The 20,841-nt window shown below is 37.5% G+C and carries 20 protein-coding genes, 1 pseudogene and 1 other annotated feature; of the genes and pseudogenes, 6 read left to right on the forward strand and 15 right to left on the reverse strand.

Features of this window, described 5'->3' with window-relative positions; translation table 11 throughout:
* Positions 1-53 precede the first annotated feature (53 nt).
* The 11 genes and pseudogenes from folP to BTR42_RS06805 form a co-directional block, all read right to left on the reverse strand.
* Positions 54-854 carry a dihydropteroate synthase gene (gene folP, locus BTR42_RS06755; RefSeq protein ID WP_043878569.1) on the reverse strand — a complete coding sequence of 267 codons (801 nt, stop codon included), beginning with the start codon at positions 852-854 and terminating at the stop codon, positions 54-56.
* Positions 855-891: 37 nt separating this feature from the next.
* Positions 892-1,455, reverse strand: coding sequence for a GTP cyclohydrolase I FolE (folE, locus tag BTR42_RS06760; RefSeq protein WP_009854336.1), 564 nt, complete (start codon positions 1,453-1,455; stop codon positions 892-894).
* 37 nt (positions 1,456-1,492) lie between these two features.
* A complete protein-coding gene (locus BTR42_RS06765; protein ID WP_009854337.1) occupies positions 1,493-2,746 on the reverse strand; it encodes a bifunctional folylpolyglutamate synthase/dihydrofolate synthase in 1,254 nt (417 codons plus the stop codon).
* Between the two features lie 613 nt (positions 2,747-3,359).
* Positions 3,360-4,238, reverse strand: a complete 879-nt coding sequence (locus tag BTR42_RS06770; RefSeq protein WP_009854338.1) for a cysteine ABC transporter substrate-binding protein — start codon at positions 4,236-4,238, stop codon at positions 3,360-3,362.
* 33 nt (positions 4,239-4,271) lie between these two features.
* Complete coding sequence (locus BTR42_RS06775) at positions 4,272-5,018, reverse strand: amino acid ABC transporter ATP-binding protein (protein WP_043878570.1); 747 nt, start codon at positions 5,016-5,018, stop codon at positions 4,272-4,274.
* Between the two features lie 5 nt (positions 5,019-5,023).
* Positions 5,024-5,701, reverse strand: a complete 678-nt coding sequence (locus tag BTR42_RS06780) for an amino acid ABC transporter permease (RefSeq protein ID WP_009854340.1) — start codon at positions 5,699-5,701, stop codon at positions 5,024-5,026.
* Positions 5,661-6,345 (reverse strand): annotated as a pseudogene (locus BTR42_RS06785) (amino acid ABC transporter permease). Before BTR42_RS06785 ends, BTR42_RS06780 begins: the two are co-directional and overlap by 41 nt.
* 248 nt (positions 6,346-6,593) lie before the next feature.
* On the reverse strand, positions 6,594-8,312 hold the full coding sequence (gene pabB / locus BTR42_RS06790; protein ID WP_077496978.1) for an aminodeoxychorismate synthase component I: 1,719 nt from the start codon (positions 8,310-8,312) through the stop codon (positions 6,594-6,596).
* 15 nt (positions 8,313-8,327) lie between these two features.
* Positions 8,328-9,215, reverse strand: coding sequence for an EamA family transporter RarD (gene rarD / locus BTR42_RS06795; RefSeq protein ID WP_043878571.1), 888 nt, complete (start codon positions 9,213-9,215; stop codon positions 8,328-8,330).
* Positions 9,202-10,068, reverse strand: coding sequence for a homoserine kinase (thrB, locus tag BTR42_RS06800; RefSeq protein WP_009854344.1), 867 nt, complete (start codon positions 10,066-10,068; stop codon positions 9,202-9,204). The genes rarD and thrB overlap by 14 nt, the downstream gene beginning before the upstream one ends.
* A gap of 58 nt (positions 10,069-10,126) precedes the next feature.
* Positions 10,127-11,413 (reverse strand): homoserine dehydrogenase, encoded by a 1,287-nt coding sequence (locus BTR42_RS06805; RefSeq protein WP_043878572.1) that lies wholly within the window; start codon positions 11,411-11,413, stop codon positions 10,127-10,129.
* Between the two features lie 221 nt (positions 11,414-11,634).
* Here BTR42_RS06805 and BTR42_RS06810 point away from each other — a divergent pair, with 221 nt between their 5' ends.
* Together BTR42_RS06810 and BTR42_RS06820 are read left to right on the forward strand one after the other, a co-directional pair.
* Complete coding sequence (locus BTR42_RS06810) at positions 11,635-12,585, forward strand: polysaccharide deacetylase family protein (RefSeq protein ID WP_014620159.1); 951 nt, start codon at positions 11,635-11,637, stop codon at positions 12,583-12,585.
* A 578-nt stretch (positions 12,586-13,163) separates the two neighbouring features.
* Positions 13,164-13,760 (forward strand): TetR/AcrR family transcriptional regulator, encoded by a 597-nt coding sequence (locus BTR42_RS06820; protein ID WP_009854348.1) that lies wholly within the window; start codon positions 13,164-13,166, stop codon positions 13,758-13,760.
* A gap of 79 nt (positions 13,761-13,839) precedes the next feature.
* On the opposite strand, the gene BTR42_RS06825 is transcribed toward BTR42_RS06820, so the two are convergent.
* On the reverse strand, positions 13,840-14,304 hold the full coding sequence (locus BTR42_RS06825) for a hypothetical protein (protein WP_077496980.1): 465 nt from the start codon (positions 14,302-14,304) through the stop codon (positions 13,840-13,842).
* A gap of 117 nt (positions 14,305-14,421) precedes the next feature.
* On the opposite strand from BTR42_RS06825, the gene BTR42_RS06830 reads away from it, so the two are divergent.
* Positions 14,422-14,622, forward strand: coding sequence for a helix-turn-helix domain-containing protein (locus BTR42_RS06830; RefSeq protein WP_013643159.1), 201 nt, complete (start codon positions 14,422-14,424; stop codon positions 14,620-14,622).
* 100 nt (positions 14,623-14,722) lie between these two features.
* Here BTR42_RS06830 and rplL read toward each other — a convergent pair whose 3' ends face one another.
* Positions 14,723-15,091: a 50S ribosomal protein L7/L12 gene (rplL, locus tag BTR42_RS06835; RefSeq protein ID WP_009854351.1), complete on the reverse strand. Its 369-nt coding sequence runs from the start codon at positions 15,089-15,091 to the stop codon at positions 14,723-14,725.
* Positions 15,092-15,159: 68 nt separating this feature from the next.
* Complete coding sequence (gene rplJ, locus BTR42_RS06840) at positions 15,160-15,663, reverse strand: 50S ribosomal protein L10 (protein WP_009854352.1); 504 nt, start codon at positions 15,661-15,663, stop codon at positions 15,160-15,162.
* A gap of 28 nt (positions 15,664-15,691) precedes the next feature.
* Positions 15,692-15,827, reverse strand: a sequence feature (ribosomal protein L10 leader region).
* A gap of 374 nt (positions 15,828-16,201) precedes the next feature.
* Between rplJ and BTR42_RS06850 the strand changes: the two genes are divergently transcribed.
* The 3 genes from BTR42_RS06850 (at position 16,202) to BTR42_RS06860 (ending at position 19,841) form a co-directional block, all read left to right on the forward strand.
* Entirely contained in the window at positions 16,202-18,310 is a 2,109-nt protein-coding gene (locus tag BTR42_RS06850) for an AAA family ATPase (protein WP_009854354.1), read from the forward strand.
* A gap of 106 nt (positions 18,311-18,416) precedes the next feature.
* Complete coding sequence (locus BTR42_RS06855) at positions 18,417-19,064, forward strand: endonuclease III domain-containing protein (protein WP_009854355.1); 648 nt, start codon at positions 18,417-18,419, stop codon at positions 19,062-19,064.
* A gap of 108 nt (positions 19,065-19,172) precedes the next feature.
* Positions 19,173-19,841 carry a YoaK family protein gene (locus tag BTR42_RS06860; RefSeq protein WP_009854356.1) on the forward strand — a complete coding sequence of 223 codons (669 nt, stop codon included), beginning with the start codon at positions 19,173-19,175 and terminating at the stop codon, positions 19,839-19,841.
* Between the two features lie 39 nt (positions 19,842-19,880).
* On the opposite strand, the gene mmuM is transcribed toward BTR42_RS06860, so the two are convergent.
* Complete coding sequence (gene mmuM, locus BTR42_RS06865; RefSeq protein WP_009854357.1) at positions 19,881-20,831, reverse strand: homocysteine S-methyltransferase; 951 nt, start codon at positions 20,829-20,831, stop codon at positions 19,881-19,883.
* Positions 20,832-20,841: the final 10 nt, after the last annotated feature.

Here is a 20,841-nt window from a genome sequence, read left to right on the forward strand (position 1 = left end):
CAGAAAAGAAGAATCCCTACCCAGTGGCAAAGATAACTTCTCTCCTACCCCTTTCAACTCAGTTGACTAATCACTTTAACAATGTCACGATTAACGTCAACGTTATGTACACGAACAATTTGGCAACCTTTTGCGACAGCCCAAGCTGATAAAGCAGCTGTTCCCATATCACGGTCGGCAGCTAACGTTCCCCCACCAAGCAAATAATCAACCGTACGTTTACGTGAAATTCCAAAAAGAACTGGATAACCGAGCTTACAAACCGCATCTAATCCTTTTAGCAATTCGATATTTTGTGCCTCGTTTTTAGCAAAACCAAACCCTGGGTCAATCCAAATATTTTCAAGCGCAACACCTGCGTCCAAAGCAGCTTGGGCACGTTCTGTTAAAAAATCACAAACTTCTTTAGTGATATTATCGTATTTTTCTTCCTCTTGATTATGCATCAAAATGATAGGAACATTTTTCTCAGCTGCCAGCGCCAGCATTTTTCCATCATAAAGACCAGCCCAAACGTCATTTAAAATATCAGCACCTGCTTCCAAGGCAGCCCGTGCTGTTTCAGTTTTATATGTGTCAATACTCACCAAAACATCAAAACGTTCTTTGAGCGCTCTGATAACAGGAACAACACGATTAATTTCTTCTTCTGCTTCAACGAAAGTATAGCCTGGGCGAGTTGATTCACCACCAACATCAATAATCTTAGCTCCTGCTGCAATCATTTTTTCAGCCTGAGCAAGGGCATTTTCAATAGAAGTGTAAGAACCGCCATCAGAAAAAGAATCTGGGGTCACATTAAGTATCCCCATGATACAAGCTGTTCCGTCAATCTCGTGTTTTCCAATTTTCATCATGTCTCCCCTTATATGCTAACGTGTCAGTAAGGTCTTATTTTCCTAAAATCAGTGATAAAATTTCATTTCGTTCTTCACGATTTTCTTTGAAAATACCTTTTGCAACAGTTGTTATGGTTTTGCTACCAGGTTTCTTGATACCACGCATTGTCATACACATATGCTCTGCTTCAAGCATGACAAAAACGCCCTTAGGATGCAAAGCTTCTTCAAGTGCAGTAGCAACTTGGTCAGTCAAACGTTCTTGTAATTGCGGACGTTTACTAGCCACTTCAACGGCACGCGCTAACTTACTCAAACCAGTCACACGACCGTCACTTGGCAAATAAGCAACATGAGCTTTCCCATAAAAGGGAACCAAATGATGTTCACACATTGAATAAAATGGGATATCTTTAACTAAAACTACTTCATCATGATTTTCTGTAAAAACAGCTGTAAATTGATCTTTTGGGTCTTCATTTAAGCCTGAAAACATCTCTTGGTACATTTTAGCAACACGTTTTGGGGTATCCAATAACCCTTCACGCTCAGGATTTTCTCCCAAGGCTTCTAAAAGTTGGTAAACTGCTGCTTCGAGTTTTTCTTGATTTGCCATTATCTCTTCCAATCTTTTTTATTTTTTCTATTATAGCTTAATTTTGCTGTCTTGACAAAAGCACAGGACGTACTTGTGATATGAAATAGAGCGACCCCGTGATAAGGTAAAAATCATCTTTACTGTCACTATCGATTTGCTTAACCCAGTCCTTCCAATCTGGAACTTTATGATATTGTTCTGGGTAATTTTCCAAAGCAAGCGAATTGTGATACTCAAACGTCGTTACATCAACATCCGCTAGTTGACTAAGCAATGCTAACATCGAGTCAATCGGCTTTGTATCAATAGCTGCAAATAAAATGTGCAAATTCTTGTCCTTGTACGCCTGCATGACATTAACGAGAGCTTGAACGCTTTCATTATTGTGTGCGCCGTCAATCATCACATTTGGAAACATAAGTTCTGTTCGCCCAACCCAATGTGTCTGTGCCAAGCCATATTTGATAATTTCTTTAGTGACTTTTGGATACGTTTTACTTAATAGCAACGCAGCCGTAATAGCAAGGCTAGCATTGCTAATCTGATGTTTACCTAGCATTGCTAAACGAATATCCTCGAGATTTTCTTGTCCTTGATAATCAAAGCCATTTTCAGTTTCATTAACCGAAAAATCCTTTTTAAATTCATACGTTTGGCTGCCACAAGCTTGCGCTTTTTTAAGGAAAACTTGACGAACATTATCACGTTCTGTGGCAAAAATGAATGGAACATGTTCTTTCAGGACACCTGCTTTTTGCTCAGCAATTTCTGCATAAGTCTGCCCTAAAACATTCTGGTGGTCTAAACCGATTGAAGGACAAATAACCGCTAAAGCTTTAAAAACATTTGTTGAATCATAAAGCCCACCCATACCTGCCTCGATAAAAGCAATATCAACAGGGTGCATATGCCCAAAATATTCAAACATCAAGACCGTGATAACTTCAAATTCTGTCGCAGGTTCTAAAGTCGTTTCAAGCGGCAAACGTTCCACTACTGGACGAACACGCTCAACCAAGTCAAGAAAATCAGTCTCTGAAATCATTTGACCGTTTAAACTAATACGTTCACGAAAATCAACAATGTAAGGAGAGGTAAATGTCCCAACCTCATAACCAGCTAGTGAAAAAATATGTTGTAGATAGCTAGTCACCGAACCCTTACCATTCGTTCCGACAACATGGACAGCTGATAGCTTTTCCTGAGGATTGCCAAGTTCTTCCAACATCCAAGCCATCCGTTCCAAACCAGGCTTAATTCCAAATTTTAACTTGCCATGAATCCAATCTAAAGCTTCTTGATAATTCATTAGTGAATTTCCCAATATGACCAAAAATACTCATAAAAAAAGAAAAGTAAAACCGTCATTTCCGAACAAAATCTTTTCATAATGAATTTTTAGTCTATGTTTTATCCTTTCTGTCTTGACTTTACAATAACACTTCTATTATAGCACAAGAAATCGCTAAAAAGCTTGATAATCAGACTTTCTTCAAAGAAAGTTTCTGAATGTAGACAAACTTACTTTTAACTCAAAATAAGTTGCAAACAATTGTTGTCTCACTGTTCGATTTCAGGATTATTTGCGAACGAAGTAAGCACAAAAACGATACTTTGTGCCGCTTAAACAATCTGGGAGATTGTTTAAGGTTGCAGATAAGAGAAACGAAGTTTCTCCTACATCTCGGAAGTTTTAAGAATTCCTTGGATTCCTTCAATAGTCCACTGGACTATTGAACCTGCCGTCGACTCAAACCATTTACTGGATGGTTTGAGGTCTGAGCCTAGAAATAAAAAAGCGAGAAACCTAAGGGAAGTATCAAAAAAGACTTTTTCTTCAGCCTGAGACTTTCTTCAAAGTAAGTTTTCTCTAAAAAAACAGAACCTAGTTTTAAACTAAATTCTGTTTTAGTTATTTGAAACTAATCTACGTTACCACCTTCGACAACCAAATCATCAGGGTTAGCTGCGTCTCCATAAACAGGTTCAAGCGTTTCTTCGTAATCTTTATGGAAAAAGTTTTCTTCGCCTAATGTCTTGATTTCGTCGTTAATCCAGTCAAGAAGTTCTGTGTTTCCTTTTTGGACAGCTGGAGCAATCGTATCAGTATCTCCTAAACTTGTAATTCCAACTTCGTAACCTTTATTTTCCAATGCCCAAGCAAGAACCTCTGTATTATCAGTTGAAAGAGCATCACCACGACCATCAAGAAGCGCTTGATAAGCTTCGCTATATTGGTCATATTTTAATAAATTAACTTTTGGATAATTCTTTTCAAAATAAGTTTCAGCAGTTGTTCCTTTACCAACAATCAATGTTTTTCCTTCCAAATCATCAACAGAAGAAATCAATTTACTGCTTGGTGAGACAACTCCAAGTGCAACTTTCATATATGGAAGCGCAAAATCGACTTGTTCAGCACGTTCATCGGTAACTGTAAAATTCGCTAGGATAATATCAACCTTAGCCGATGTCAGGTATTCTACACGGCTAGCGGGGTCAACAGCGACATATTCCACATCCACGCCTAAATCCTTGGCTAAGCGATCAGCAAAATAAACATCATATCCTTGATAGTCTCCCTTATCATCAACGTAGCCAAATGGCTTTTTATCAGAAAAGACACCAATCTTGATTGTTCCGCTCTCTTTGATTTCATCTAAAGTACGAGCTTTTGCTGTATTTCCTGATGACGAACTACTAGATGACGTTGAAGAAGAGGATTTTGATGTCGAACAACCGACTAACAAAACCACAACTAACAAACTAACAATCGCTAAAAAACGTTTTACAATTTTCATATATAACTCCTTTTTATAATTAATCACTAAAACTTAACCAACCGTTGAAAAATCAAACACATTTAAAAAGTCACGTGCGCGTTGTGTCTTAGGTTGCGTGAAAAACGCCTTGGCATCATTTTCCTCAACGATATGACCATTTTCCAGAAAAATGATACGATCAGCAATGGCTTTGGCAAATTGCAACTCATGGGTCACAATAATCATGGTTCGACCTTCATTTGCCAATTCACCAATCAACTCTAAAACTTCTCTGACCATTTCAGGGTCTAGCGAAGCTGTCACTTCGTCAAATAAAATGACCTTTGGATGCAAAAGCAAGCTCCTCACAATCGCCACACGTTGCTTTTGTCCACCTGATAGTTCATGCGGAAAACTGTTTTCCCTACCAGCCAAACCAACACGTTCCAAAAGTTCTAAAGCTTCTGCTTCGACTTCCTTTCGCGGACGTTTTTGTGCTCTGGTAGGAGCCAGCAAGAGATTTTTCAAAACGGTCAAATGAGGAAAAAGGTCATAAGATTGAAAAACCATGCCAATTTTTTGGCGAATCAAAGGTAACTCTTTAGGGTTATTTAAAATTTCTTCCCCCTCAAGGCTCACAACACCTGATTGAATGGATTCCAAACCGTTAATGCAACGTAGCAAAGTTGATTTTCCACAGCCTGACGGACCTAAGATAACCAACACCTCACCTTCGTCAACTGAAAACGACAAATCATTCAAAACATTGTGTTCACCATAGGATTTCTTTAAATCGCTAATTTCTAAAATCGGTTTCAACTGCTCTACTCCTTCCACACTTTTTCTAAATACATTGATAATCGTGAAATTGGAAAACAAACCGCAAAATACATCAAGAATATCAGTCCATATATCCAAATCGCTGCGCTTGGTACCGTGAGACGGTTAGCTTCGATAATTTGCTGCCCGACTTTCACCACTTCCACAACTCCTATCAAGACAATCAATGACGTTGTTTTTATCATCCGTGTCATCAAATTAACCGCTTGTGGCAATAATCGCCGTAAAATCTGCGGAATAATCACATAAATGAATAACTGCGTTTTTGTTAGCCCTAAAGCTAGCCCACTTTCGAATTGATGTTTGGGTAGCGATGTTAGTGCTCCGCGAACAAGGTCACCCATCTCAGCAATTCCCCACATTGAAAAGACAATAAGCGCCGCAACTTCTCCCGATAAATTAAGATTAAATGTTCGTGCCAAACCAAAATAAACTAAAAACAATAGTACCAATTGTGGCATTATTCTGATAAATTCCAAATAAATCTGAGCCAAGACGCGTACGATACGAAAACGTGAGGTCATTACAAAACCGAATAAAAAGCCGAAAACAATCGAAATCACAATTGACAATAAAGAGATATTAATCGTCACCAACAGCCCTTGAAATAACCGCCATAAATTATTTCCCTGAAAGAGCACTTGTAGCCCCGAATCCTGCATGACGTAACCTCCTTTCAATCAATCTTGCTACCAACGAAATTGGCAAAAGAACGATCAAGTATGCCAAAACCAACATCAATAGCGCCTCATCAGTCTCGTAATACAAGCCAATCAAATCTTTTGCAACATACATCAAATCTGCTAAAGCAACAATTGAAAAAAACTGACGTTTCTTTAATCAAAAAAATAACATTAGCAACAAGCGATGGCAAAGAAACAGCTAAAGCTTGCGGAAAAATGACATAAAAGAAATTTTGAACTGGCTTTAAGCCGATACTCAAACCAACTTCGTACTGCGTTTTCGAAATAGCTTCCAAACCTGACCGAAATGATTCTGCCATATAAGAACCACCAAGAAAAATCAAGCCGACAACCGCGCACATCTCTGATGATAAAACAATACCAATCTTTGGCAACCCAAAATAAAGAAAATAAAGCTGTATCAAAAGCGGCGTGTTACGTGATAACTCAATGTAAACCTGACAAATTTGACTCAAAACAGGAATCTTATAATATTTAATCAAACTAATCAAAAGTCCTAAAACAAAAGCACCTAAAATCCCAAAAAATGCTAGACGAATCGTCAGCACCAACGCCTCTTGATACAAGGGAATATTCGCACGAATAAACTCCCAATTGAACATAATATCCCTCCAAACGTTATAAAGGTATTATAAAAAATTATACCCCGCTCGTGTATTCTAAATTATTTATAGGTAGCCATAAATAATTTTTATAGCGAGAATACAGCACTAATTATTTTTTCCAATAGCTAACAAATTTTCTCTTCTCCCAAAAACAAAGCTGGACAAAATGTCCAGCTTTGTTTAAGTAATTATAGTTCCAATATATAATGATTTTGACTTCAACAATTTGAAAAAATAGAATGAGATTATATAATGTCTATCTCATAAAGCCCACGAACGCTATTACACACATAAATATGGTCAGCATTCTCCAAATCTGTCTTTGTTAAATAGCGTTCAGTTACTTCTCCTTGTTGAATTAAATACTTCCTATATATGCCATCTAATATCCCAACTTCAACTGGCGGAGTATAATAAGTCCCATCGATTTCTAAAATAATATTCCCTATTGAAGTTTCTTGCAAATAGCCATCACTAGAAATGAAAACTTGTTCCTTATCAGAATTAGGAATATGAGGGCGATAACTTGTTTTAAAATAGGTAAAGGGTGAATCACACGCTTCTTCTCTTTGAACCAATTTAGCCTGTAAAAATGTTGAGGGCAAATCTTCTAACATCGACACTTCAAACGATAGTTGACCAGATTTATGAAGTAATACCCTTAGACGATAATCAGACAAATCTAGTGTCTTAAGCAATTCTGAAATTTTATCTAAAAATTCTGTTTCAGAAAAAGGCCATCCAAAAAATCGAGCCGAACTTTTTAAACGCTTTGTATGCTCTTTAAGGAAAATTACCTTTTTTTGTGTAATCTTAGCCGTTGTTAAAATATCGAATGTGGGCTGTGATTTATACAAAAAAGCACTCTTTTCACGTGTTTCCCTGTACTCACTTTCCCATTCACTATCCCAAGTAATCCCCCCACCAACACCGTAGATTGCTTGATCATCCTTCACCTGAATTGTTCTAATAGCAACATTAAAAATTGCTCTGTCATCGTGAGGCAAACATATTCCAATAGAACCACAATAGACACCTCGTGGAGAAGGTTCTAGCTGATTGATTATTGACATTGTCGAAATTTTAGGTGCTCCTGTTATGGAACCACACGGAAAAAGGGCGTTAAAAATATCAAATAGAGATAAATCTTTCTTCAATTGACTTTCAATCGTTGAAGTCATTTGCCAAACAGTAGAATATTGTTCGATATCACAGAGTTTGCTTACTGTTACACTTCCCAATTCTGAAATACGTCCCATATCGTTTCTTAGAAGATCGACAATCATCATATTTTCAGAGCGATTCTTACTATCATTAGCTAACCAATATTTATTTCTAAAATCTTGCGCATCATTAATCCCACGAGCAACAGTACCTTTCATTGGACGTGTTGTCAATTTTGAGCCATTTTTTTCAAAAAATAATTCTGGACTCATTGATAAGACGGCAAAATCATCATGTTCAATATAACAATTATATTTGGCATCTTGTTCAATCACTAGCCGATTGTAAAGCTCAAAAAGATTCGAATTAATTCTATTATGAAGCTGTACAGTATAATTAACTTGATAGGTATTTCCCTGACGAATTTGTTGTCTAATTTCTGAGATAGCTTTCTCATATTCATCTTTATCCGTCTTAGATTCCCAAACTTGTGGCATTGTGATATTCATCTCGTAATCAAGAGGAAAGGGTTCTTTTTTTACTTCACTATGAACCGTAAAGTAAACAAGGTATTCCCCAGATAACGGAAAAGTCTTTACAGAAAAATTGTTTTCAAATGCTTTTCCTGCCTCATAACTGACATAACCAACAACATAGTATCCTTGACTTTGATAATAAACTACTTTCTTAAGAATAGCCTCTACATCATCAATCAACTTTGTTGCTAATATTTTTACTGGATTTTCAAAAATTAATCGGTGTCCCAATTCTTTGAAATCAACCACAGTCTTTTTATGCATCCAAACTCCTTGTCTTTACCTGCTTTTCTTCCGCAACGACATCAGCTGTCCTAAGATAAAAATAGCAATCGCTATCCAGATGAAAATAAAACCACTAACTTCTCCATTGCCTACCTTTTCGTGAAAAACGAACACGGCTATTGCCAGTTGAATTGTGGGATTGATGTATTGGATAAACCCAATGATATTCAACGGCGCACGTTTTACCGCTTCTGCAAACAGCAACAAAGGAATCGCCGTCACAATGCCAGATACTAAAAGTAGCACATTTTCTAGCAAGCTATAATCTAATAAACTTTCTTTTGAAAAGAATAGCAAATAGATAAGCACAAAAGGGGCGACAACACTACTTTCTACCAACATGGCAACGTCACTGGATAACTTGACATTTTTCTTAACCAGTCCATACAAAGCAAAGGTAACTGCTAACAGTATCGAAACAAGAGGCACCTGCCCTGTGTTAATTGCTAAAATTCCCACACCAATGCCTGCAATGATAATCGCCGCAGTCATCCATGGACTCAATCGTTCATGTAGGAAAACTAATGCTAATAATATTGACACAAGGGGCATAATATAATAGCCAAAACTAGCTTGTGTTGCCTGCTGGTGACTAACTGCAAAGATATAAGTTAACCAATTCAATGCAATCAAAAAACTTGCCAAAACAGCCATAGCAAGTTCTTGCTTATGACTGATAAGTTGGCGAATTTCACCACGGTATCGCTCCTTATTTTTGGATAAAACCATGTAAACCAACATTGTTAAAACAGTAAAAATAATGCGATAAGAAAAGGTGTTATATGAATTAACACCTGAAAGTAATTTCCAATAAAGGGATAAAAAGCCCCACAAAATATAGGTTATTAAGCCAAGCAAAATCCCCAAATTAGTCTTTTTCAACAAAAACTCCTTTAGTATCAACGTAAAGTGCGACAACTTCACCATCCAAAGCGAGCGCTTCAAGGCGCTCAACAAGCTCTGCTTCTTTTGCTTTTGGAGCCAAGGTCATAATCGTTGGACCTGCACCAGATAGGTAAGTTGCATAGGCACCAACCTCGTGAGCTGCTTCTTTAATCGGTGCAAATTCTTTAACTAGTTTTTGACGGAAACGTTCATGGAAAAGGTCAGCTTCAATCGCTTTTCCAGCTTTTTCCAAATCACCTGTTAGAAGCGCAGCAATAGCTACATTGGCAATTGATGAGGCAGCAACAGCTTCCTTATAAGAAAACTCATTTGGCAACACATTGCGGCTATCGCTAGTCTTTAATTCATAATTAGGAATGAAAGCCACAAAAGAGGCTTCAGGAAAGGCAGCAACGGCACTATTGACCTTTTCATCAACATAAGATGAAATAACAAGATTACCAAAAATAGCTGGCGCAACATTGTCTGGATGCCCTTCGATTTTTGTTGCAATCACCAATTTTTCATCAGCTGAAAGCTGTAAATGAGCCAACTGATTAGCTAACTCAATTCCAGCCACAATAACTGATGAAGATGACCCTAATCCTCGTGCTAGCGGGATATCTGAAACCATTTTAATACGATGTGGTTGTAGGTCAGCTTTCACTTGTAAAGCTGTCGTAATCAAAAGATTTGTTTCGTCACTAGGAACGTCACCCAAATCATGTAAAACCTCCCATTTTTCAGAAGGCTCTAAAATCTCAATCGTTAAGTACTTAGAAACCGCTACGCCGACCGAATCAAAGCCTGGTCCAACATTAGCAGAGGTTGCTGGTACTGTAATTCTCATATCATTATCATACTCAAAAGGTAGTCTTGAGCTTTTCCTTTCACTTAATCAGTTATTATTATTCGCCTAATACTTTAAGTGTATTAACCACTTGGAAATCTTCTACCGCTTCCAATTTAGCTGTTACATCAGCCAACTGTGTTTTACTCATTGAGTGTGTAATGATAACCACACGCGCACGTGTACCATTGGCTTTTTGTTGAAGCACTTGTTCAAATGAAATATTTTCAGAATTGAAAATTTCAGCTAAACGAAGCAATTGACCTTTTTTATCAGGGGTATTAATCGCAAAGTAATAATGGCTCTTCACATCTGCAGGATTTGCCAATGTTGTTTCACGAACAAATTCGTTAAATGGTTTCCCAACATTACCGTCTTTAATACGACGACAAATACGGATAATATCAGCAGTTACAGACGTTGCTGTTGGTTTTTGACCAGCACCAGGTCCATAATACATTGATTCCCCGATACCGATTGACTCCACAAAGACAGCATTCATAACATCGTTAACACTAGCAAGCGGATGTGCTTTTGGCAAGAAAGTTGGTGAAACTTCTGCTGAGATACCTGATTCAACTTCACGCACATCTCCGACCAATTTGATGACATAGCCAAGTTCTTGAGCGACAGCAACATCATCTGGTGTGATTGTTGTGATTCCCTTATGTGCAACATCATCAAAATCAATCGTCATTCCAAAACCAAATTGGCTTAAAATAACAGCTTTATAGGCAGCATCGATACCTTCGACGTCATTTGTTGGGTCACTTTCAGCATAACCAAGCTCTTGAGCTGTTTTAAGCGCATCTTCGTAAGTCCAACCTTCATCAACCATTTTAGTCATCATAAAGTTAGATGTACCATTAAGAACACCCAAAATACGTGTAACTTTATCAGAAGTAAGCGAATTAGCAAGTGTACGAAGAATTGGGATACCACCAGCAACAGCTGCTTCATAATAGAAAGCAACGCCCTTATCTTTGGCAAGTTCAATTAATTCTTTACCATGAGTGGCAATCAAGTCTTTATTGGCAGAAACAACATTTTTTCCTGCTTCAAGTGCTTTTGTAATGAATGTACGAGCAGGCTCAATGCGTCCCATTAATTCAATAACAATGTCAATGCTATCATCACTCAAAATATCATCAACATTTGTAACGAAATTATAATCATTTCCAGCAGCTAACAAACGATTTTTTTCGTCATCATCTTTGACAAGAACCTTAGTGATTTCAATCGTGTCATGGGCTGCTTCAGTAATTTTTGATTGATTTTCTTTCAAAAGGAAAGGAACACCACTGGCAACAGTACCAAAACCGAGTAAAGCAATTTTTATTGACATCTTTTTCTCCTTAATAAGCAAATTTCGAACAGCATAGCCAAATTTTCAGGCTACCCACTCTCAAATAAAAACATTTCCTACATTATACCATAAAATTATTCAGAATTTACAGAAAAATAACGTCCTTTGAAAATCTTTCCACAATTTACAGTAAACAGTTCCCTTTGTCTTAAAAAATAGTACAATAGGAGTAGATTTTTGCGAGGAGATCGTTAAATATTATGGAAAAACGTCGTCAACATCAAAAACATAGCAACAAGCCATTAGCTATTATAAATATTATTCTATTAATAGCCTGTATTGTCGCAAGTGTTTTTCTTTTTATAGCTTTAAAGGAGAACAACTTCATTTTTTCAACAACTAAAACCGAACAAGTGTCATCATCAAGTGCTAGCCATACAAATACTACCACGACTTCTTCTGCATCAACGGTGACAAGCGACAGCTCTTCTGCTAATACCAATGAAAACGAGGTTAACTGGGTAAAACAGGATTCAAATGTCTCTGTTCCCATTCTTATGTATCACGCCATCCACGTTATGGCTGCGGAAGAAGCTTCAAATGCTAACCTCATCGTCGATCCGACAACATTTGAAAGCCATATTCAACGTCTTTCTGAAGAAGGTTACTACTTTTTAACACCCGAAGAAGCCTACAAAGTTTTAACTGAAAATGTGCTTCCAAACGGCAATAGTAAAATTGTTTGGTTAACGTTTGATGATAGCCTTTGGGATTTTTATGACAATGCTTACCCTATCTTGCAAAAATACGGTGCAAAAGCAACAAACAATGTCATTACAAGCACTGTTGGAAATAGCGGAAATTTATCACTTGATGAAATGTTAGAAATGAAAGCAAACGGCATGTCTTTCCAAGACCACACCGTGACACATCCTGACTTGTCAGCTAGTGATGACGCAACTCAGACTTCTGAAATGGAAGATTCTAAAAACTATCTCGATACCAATCTTAATCAAGATACTATCGCTATCGCCTATCCAGCTGGGCGTTATTCTGACACAACACTTCAAATTGCAGCAAACCTTAATTATAAACTCGGCCTAACGACCAACGAAGGTATTGCCAGTGCTAGCGACGGCTTATTATCATTAGACCGTGTCCGTATCTTGCCGACAACAACTGCTGATAGCCTTATCGCAAGTATTAGCTAACATATCATAAAAGCCCCCTTTCAAAAAAAGAGGGCTTTCTTGCTATAATCGTATTGTTATCAGCTTATTGCTATTTATTTTTCTTATGATTTCTAACGAAACTATAGATTAAGAAAGCTAAATTTCCTAAAAAAAGCGCCGACCATAAATACACAAATACCATATTTGAATGGGCAATATTGTAAATAATTGCCACAAAGAAAATAATCAAATAGATGACTGACATGTAATAAAAAGAATTATTTTGCATACGTCACAGCTCCTTCAACCTGTCATATCTTATCATAATTTTAGAAGGCTGTCTATTATTGGGCAGAGCTCTAAAAATTTTCGTATTATATTATAGAAAAAACTTACCAAAACTAGATAAAACGAAGCTTAATTGGATCGAAATTTTATATTTATCTTATTAACTAAGCAATCATAAATGCGGTTTCATTTTGTAAAAATATTTTTATGTGGGCCTTATTTTATCTATACTTTAGGTTAGAGTGGTATAATGGAACTAATATATAGCTATAAACAAGGAGCTCCCAACTCTCGTTTTCTTTGTTTTCCTGTTAGGAAGGGGTCGCAGCATGATAGACGGAAAAACAAAACAAACTAAAGAAACCAAGGATAGGCTTTTTCAAGCTCTTATCTCCCTAATGGAAAATAAAAGCTACGAAGAAATCAAAATTAAGGATATTCTTGATTTGTCAGGCGTTTCAAGACGAACATTTTACCGACATTTTGCCAATAAAAATGAATTACTAAATCACTATTTTGAACAAATTATCAATCGTTACCTTACTGAAAGAAAGTATTTTACTGAAACGGATAATTTTGAGGATATGTTGGCTGAATCAATGAACTTTTGGTATCAAGAACGTGAAACATTGCACATCTTGATAAAACACCAACACTACGATTTTTTCTTTCACCAATTCAACGAGCATGCCAAGGAAGTTTACATGAGTATCACACTTCCATGGTTCGCTTACAGCGGGAAAATTGATACCCAAAATTATGCAATGAGCTTTATCGTTGGCGGTTACTACAACACCTTGCGCAATTGGCTCATGCAGGAAAATCCAGAAGAACCAAAGAAAATTGCTCACGACATCCAACGAATGATTATCAAACTGACCGATTTCTTTGATTTAGACGAAACAAATAACATTGATAACCTTTAACAAATAAAATCGACTCTGTATTCCATGCAAAATCAAGGTTGGCATAGAATATAGAGTCTGTTTTTCTGTTCTAAAATCATTAATTATCTGCGTTGTCGTCATACAATTTTTTTAGACCAACCAATGTCTTATAGTAGTCGTTCAGCAACTCAGTCTTACGGTCTGAATCATTTAAATAATCTTCTGCTGTTGTATAGTATTTATATAGATTAGCATATTGTTTGGCTACATCATCTGTATCAACCTCTTTTTTATTTTCAGCTTTTTCTTTAGCATCCTCAAGATAATCTGAATACGATTCATTTACATGGTCTAACCAATAATAACGTTTCTTTTCTTTCGCTTCGTGATCGTCTTCATTTTCAAGGTCAACATTCCCCGTCAAGTAATTGTAAGTTACTCCTGCACCCGCTAAATTAGAGACCGCTTTATTATCACCTAAATGATCAGGTAAGTTACTAAAACCACCTAACGTAGAATTGCTACATCCCACTACTAAAAATAGCGATACTACTGATAACACAAAAATTGCAATTTTTTTCATAATATTCTCCCAAGTTCAATAGTTTATCCAAATTACACTCAATATATTAGGTATAGTCAATGAATTAAGTATGATATTTTGAAACTTGTAATCCAAAATGTGAAAGCGAGCAACAAAATGATTACTTATGACCCATTTTATAAAACCTTAAATAAGAAAAATATGTCTGAATATGAGCTGATATTTAAACATGGAATATCTGCAAACACTCTACATCGAATGAAAAAGGGTGAAGCTATCACTACAAAAACATTAGATACATTGTGTTTCATACTTGACTGTAAAGTCGAAGAGGTTATAGAATACCGAAACGAATAACCGCCCCTTTTTTGCCCCTTTTCTTAAGATACAAAAAAACCGCTAGTCCTAAGACCAGCGGGTTTATGCGTTTTATTAGGCTACTTGAGTAGTTACCCTATTATTTAAGAGTAACTGAAGCTCCAGCTTCTTCAAGTTTAGCTTTGATTTCTTCAGCTTCTGCAGTTGCAACGCCTTCTTTAACGTTAGCAGGTGCACCATCAACAAGAGCTTTAGCTTCTTTAAGACCAAGACCTGTAACTTCACGTACAGCTTTGATAACAGCAACTTTTTTATCGCCAGCTGCAGTCAATTCAACGTCAAATGAGTCTTTAGCAGCACCAGCGTCTGCAGCACCAGCAGCAGCTACAGCTACAGGAGCAGCTGCAGTTACACCAAATTCTTCTTCGATAGCTTTTACAAGATCGTTCAATTCAAGGATTGAAGCTTCTTTAATTTCAGCAATAATGTTTTCAATGTTCAATGCCATTGTAGATTCCTCCAAAATATTAATTGTTTTATTAGATAATTGTTTGTAGCGTTAAGCTACCATACGCATTAAGCAGCGTCGTCTTCTTTGTTGTCTGCAACTGCTTTGACAGCAAGTGCAACGTTGCGAACTGGCGCTTGAAGTACAGAAAGGAGCATAGATAGAAGTCCTTCGCGGTTTGGCAATGATGCAAGGGCAGCGATTTCTTCTTTTGAAGATACAGCGCCTTCGATTGCTCCACCTTTGATTTCAAGTGCTTCAGCATCTTTAGCAAAGTCACTAAGAACTTTTGCTGGTGCAATAACATCTTCGTTAGAGAACGCTACTGCAGATGGTCCAACGAAAAGATCTTTCATTTCGTCAAGACCTGCTTTTTCAGCTGCACGAGTCAAAATTGAATTTTTGATAACTTTAAATTCAACACCGTTTTCACGAAGAGTACGGCGAAGAACTGTATCTTGTTCAACTGTAAGACCGCGTGAATCAACAACAACGATAGATGCAGCAGCTTTCATTTTTTCAGCAACAGCATCAACTTGTTCAGCTTTTTTAGCAATAATTGCTTCACTCATTAGTTTTACCTCCGTTATTATTTTTGGGCTAGGTACAAAAAAATTCGCACCTAAACCTAGACACGAAAGTACAAATACGTTATTTCATCATTACGTTTTGTGCCTCGGCAGGAATATTATGAGCACGGCTCCCCTGCTGTCTTAGGTCAGTTTCATTACAAAACCTTAATTATTATATCCAATATTCCTCCTTGTGTCAACACTTTTTATGAAATATTTTATTTTTTCATTTCTTTTCATGTTTTTAAATATCCTTTAAAGATGGGAAAAATCCAAAAAACAGATTATAGTATCGGTTTAGTTTTGTATAAAACGTTTTCTTTTAAAAAAATCAGATTTTTTGCATATAAATATTTGACTTTTACTGACCAATGGTATATTATAGTATCAGAAGGTGATTGATAGGAACAATTAAGAAATCTCTTTAAATACGACCTCTCTACTACGATTTGTAAAGACTAAAGAGATTTAACCTTCCAGGTACTAAATCGTACAATAGTATCATTTTAGAAAATATGATTGAAAAGAGGTAATATTTATGGCAAATAATAATTTTTACGGAAGAGATCCTTTTGGAAATATGGATGACATTTTTAATGAACTTATGGGTAACATGGGCGGGTACAATTCAGAAAACAGACGCTATTTGATTAATGGGCGCGAAGTTACTCCTGAAGAATTTGCACAATATCGCCAAACAGGTAAGCTCCCCGGAAACGCGGAATACCAAGAAGGGACGCCTGCTTCTGCTCCTAAAGAAGATGGTATCTTGGCAAAATTAGGAACAAACTTGACCGAACGCGCACGCGCTAACGAACTCGACCCTGTTATTGGACGTAACAAAGAAATCCAAGAAACTGCTGAAATCTTGTCACGTCGTACCAAAAACAACCCTGTCCTTGTGGGGGACGCAGGTGTTGGTAAAACAGCCGTTGTCGAAGGCTTAGCGCAAGCTATTGTCAATGGTGATGTGCCAGCAGCTATCAAAAATAAAGAAATTATTTCTATTGATATTTCTGGTCTTGAAGCTGGCACACAATATCGTGGTGCTTTTGAAGAAAATATCCAAAACCTTGTCAAAGAAGTTAAAGACGCTGGTAATATCATTCTCTTCTTTGATGAAATCCACCAAATTTTAGGCGCAGGGTCAACTGGTGGCGACTCTGGTTCGAAAGGCTTAGCTGACATTCTCAAACCTGCACTTTCTCGTGGCGAATTGACCGTTATCGGTGCAACAACTCAAGACGAATATCGTAATACTATTTTGAAGAATGCTGCGCTCGCTCGCCGTTTCAACGAAGTCAAAGTAAATGCTCCTTCTGCTCAAGATAGCTTTAATATTTTAATGGGAATTCGTGATTTATATGAAAAACACCACAACGTTATTCTCCCTGATAATGTGTTAAAAGCCGCTGTTGATTTTTCAATTCAATATATCCCACAACGTAGTTTGCCAGATAAAGCTATTGACTTGATTGATATGACTGCTGCTCATTTGGCTGCTCAACACCCTGCAACTGATGTCAAATCTCTTGAAAAGGAAATTGCAGACCAAAAAGAAAAACAAGAAAATGCTGTGGCTAAAGAAGATTACGAAGCAGCCCTCAATGCCAAAGTTCGTATCGAAGAATTGCAAAAACAAATTGACAACCATACGGAAGGGCAAAAAGTTACAGCTACCGTTAATGATGTGGCAGAATCTGTCGAACGATTAACTGGTGTTCCCGTGTCAAATATGGGAGCAAGTGATATTGAACGCTTGAAAGAATTAGCTAGCCGTTTGAAAGGTAAAGTCATCGGACAAGATGAGGCTGTTGAAGCCGTCTCACGTGCCATTCGTCGTAACCGTGCTGGTTTTGACGAAGGTAATCGACCAATTGGTAGTTTCCTCTTTGTCGGTCCTACTGGCGTTGGTAAGACAGAGCTTGCTAAACAATTAGCCCTTGATATGTTCGGCTCAAAAGATGCTATTATCCGCCTTGACATGTCTGAATACTCTGATCGCACAGCCGTTTCTAAATTAATCGGTACAACTGCTGGCTATGTTGGCTACGACGACAATAGCAACACGCTTACTGAACGTGTTCGTCGTAACCCATACTCAATTGTTCTTCTTGATGAAATTGAAAAAGCTGACCCTCAAGTCATCACACTTCTTCTCCAAGTTTTGGATGATGGTCGTTTGACAGACGGTCAAGGTAATACGATTAACTTTAAGAATACCGTCATCATTGCTACCTCTAATGCTGGATTCGGCAACGAAGCTTTGACTGGTCAAGATGATAAAGATAAGAAAATTATGGATCGTATCGCTCCATACTTCCGCCCAGAATTTCTTAACCGTTTCAACGGTATTATCGAATTCTCTCACTTGACTAAAGAAGATTTGAACGACATTGTTGACTTAATGCTTGACGAAGTTAGCAAGACCATTGCCAAGAAAGGCATTGATTTGGTGGTTAGTGATGCTGCTAAACAACACCTTATCGAAGAAGGTTATGATGAAGCCATGGGTGTTCGACCACTCCGCCGTGTCATTGAACAAGAAATCCGCGATAAAATCACTGATTTCTACCTCGATCACACAGATGTTAAACACCTTAAAGCTGACATGGTTGACGGAGAACTAGTCATCAGCGAAAAATAATTCCTATTTTTAAACACTCCTATTAAGCTCAACTCACAGAAGTTGGGCTTTTTCTATGGTATTTTGATAAAATAGAATAGCTAAAAAGTTTACAAAGGATAATGATATGCAACTTACACTTTATAATCTTTATCAAAAAATGCTAACACATATGGGAGCAACGAATTGGTGGCCTGCTGATTCCAAGCAACAAATCATCATTGAGGCTATTCTCATTCAAAACACGACTGAATTAAATGCTACTAGGGCTTCACAACTTATCAAATCAGTTAGCAACTACGATTTGCAAGTGCTGGTGGATATGCCTAAAGAAAACTTAGAAGAGCTTGTCCGCCCTGCTGGTTTTATGAAAAATAAAAGCAAGGCTATTCAAGAAGTGGCTAGTTGGTATTTGGCGCATGAGGAAAATCCTACAAAAATTGTTCAACAGTATGGTAGCTCATTGCGAAAAGTCTTATTGTCTTTGCACGGTGTTGGACCAGAAACTGCTGATGTTCTCATGGCTTATATCTTTGACCAGCCGCAATTTATCGCTGATAAATACGCTCGTACATTATTTACACAATTAGGAATTAATGATTTAACTGACTATAAAAGCTTAGCAATATTGCTCGCAGAACTTCCGCAACCATTTACCTTTGCGGATGCACAAGAATTCCACGGATTAATTGATGAATTTGGCAAACAATATTTTCATCCTGTCGAGGACTTTCAGAAAAGTTTTCTAGCAGGTGACCAGTTGATTTTGAAATAAGTGTCATTTTTTCTGAAAATGAGCTAGTTAGCCGTTTGAGAAAGTGCTACAATAAAACTATTGAGCTTATTGTAGAAAGAAGGAAATGATGTGAACGAATTAGAATATATGCCTCAAAACAGTCGCTTTGAGGCCATTTTACTTGGCTTTTTGGGAGGCGCTTTAGATGTCTATTGTCAAATACAATTCGACACCTTGGTCGCAACTCAGACTGGTAATATTCTTTTTCTAATCGCCGATATTAGTCATAGTCCATTGCAGCAAACGCTGATTCGCTTGTTTTCTGTTCTTTTCTTCTCGATTGGTTTCATGTTTGGTTTGCATGTGCGTGCCAATGCCAAAACAGCCTTTTGGAGAGTTTATGCTCTGCTACCGTTGTTGATTGTCACAATGATTTTGCCACTATTGCCAGATATTCGTTTACTTTGGGTTGTCTTGTTGGCACTAGCAACTGGGCTATTGACTTTGACATTTTCAGGTAGTCAGATTGAATCACACGCTTATTCTATTCTGATGACGTCTGGGAATTACCGTAAAATGATAACAGCTTGGCATCAGTATTTTAATGCCGATGAAAAAATGTGTGCTATGAAGCGCCAAGCTATCAATTACTCCCTTGTTGTTATTAGTTTTGTCATCGGCGCTATCACGACAGCTATTTTATATCATTTTACACATGAAAAAACTATCTGGATAGTAACGCTAAATCTCGCTTGCATTATCTACCATTATTCAAGTGTCGTTGTCCGCTATCGCTTGCAAGCTTGTAATATTTGATATTAAAAAAGGTCAGGAAATTATCTTGACCTTTTGTTATTATTCTCGAAAGGCTTGGGCTAGGCATGCGATATCTTCTGGGCTTGTGCGACAGCAACCGCCGACTATTTTTGCGCCTAATTGGTGCCAAGCTCTGCTATTTTCAAGAAGAGTGTGTGAATTATCTGGTATGGATTTCCAAGTTTGTGTTGCACCGTCGTAAATCTCGCCAGAATTTGGATATGTCACCAAAGGCTTCTTGGGCGAAACCGTTCGAATCCGTTTTAGCAAGCCAGAAATAACGGCAGGGCTACTGCAATTGATGCCAAAAGCCAAAATTTGCGGACTTTGTTCACACAGAGCCGCTACTTCTTCAATCGGCGTTCCGTCGGAAATATGTTTATCATCCTGTGCCGTAAAAGAAATATAGGCTTCTGTTTGCGGAAATTCTGTCGCCAATAAATCAAGCAAGGCTTTAGCTTCAGCAACATTAGGAATCGTTTCAATTCCTAAAAAATCACTTCCAGCAGACAGTAAAGCCTGAATACGTGGGCGGTGAAATGCCTGATATTCTTCTTGCGTCAGCTGATAATTGCCATTATATTCAGAGCCGTCAGCTAAGTAAGCTGCATAAGGTCCGACATCCCCAGAAATCAAAGGATAAGGGCGTTTTTTCTTTGCCTCATCAGATAAACCATTCCAAAAAATATCTCGTGCTTGTCTAGCTAAAGTCACTGTCAAAGAAATAATATCCAACGCTTCTTTTTCAGATAAACCAAAATCCTTTAACCCTTGAACAGTCGCTTGATAACTAGAAGTTGTTAAAATATCAGCACCAGAACGTAAATACACATCATGCAAATCTTGGATAACGCTTGGATTTTCCAATAAATATTTAGCAGACCAAAGTTTGCCCGAAACGTCATAACCACGCTTCTCAAGCTCAGTTCCCAAAGCGCCGTCTAAAATCACATAATCTTGACTGGCTAGCAATTCTTTAAATGTTCCCATAGTAAATCCC

Source organism: Streptococcus gallolyticus subsp. gallolyticus DSM 16831, from assembly GCF_002000985.1.
In the GTDB taxonomy this organism is placed as follows: domain Bacteria; phylum Bacillota; class Bacilli; order Lactobacillales; family Streptococcaceae; genus Streptococcus; species Streptococcus gallolyticus.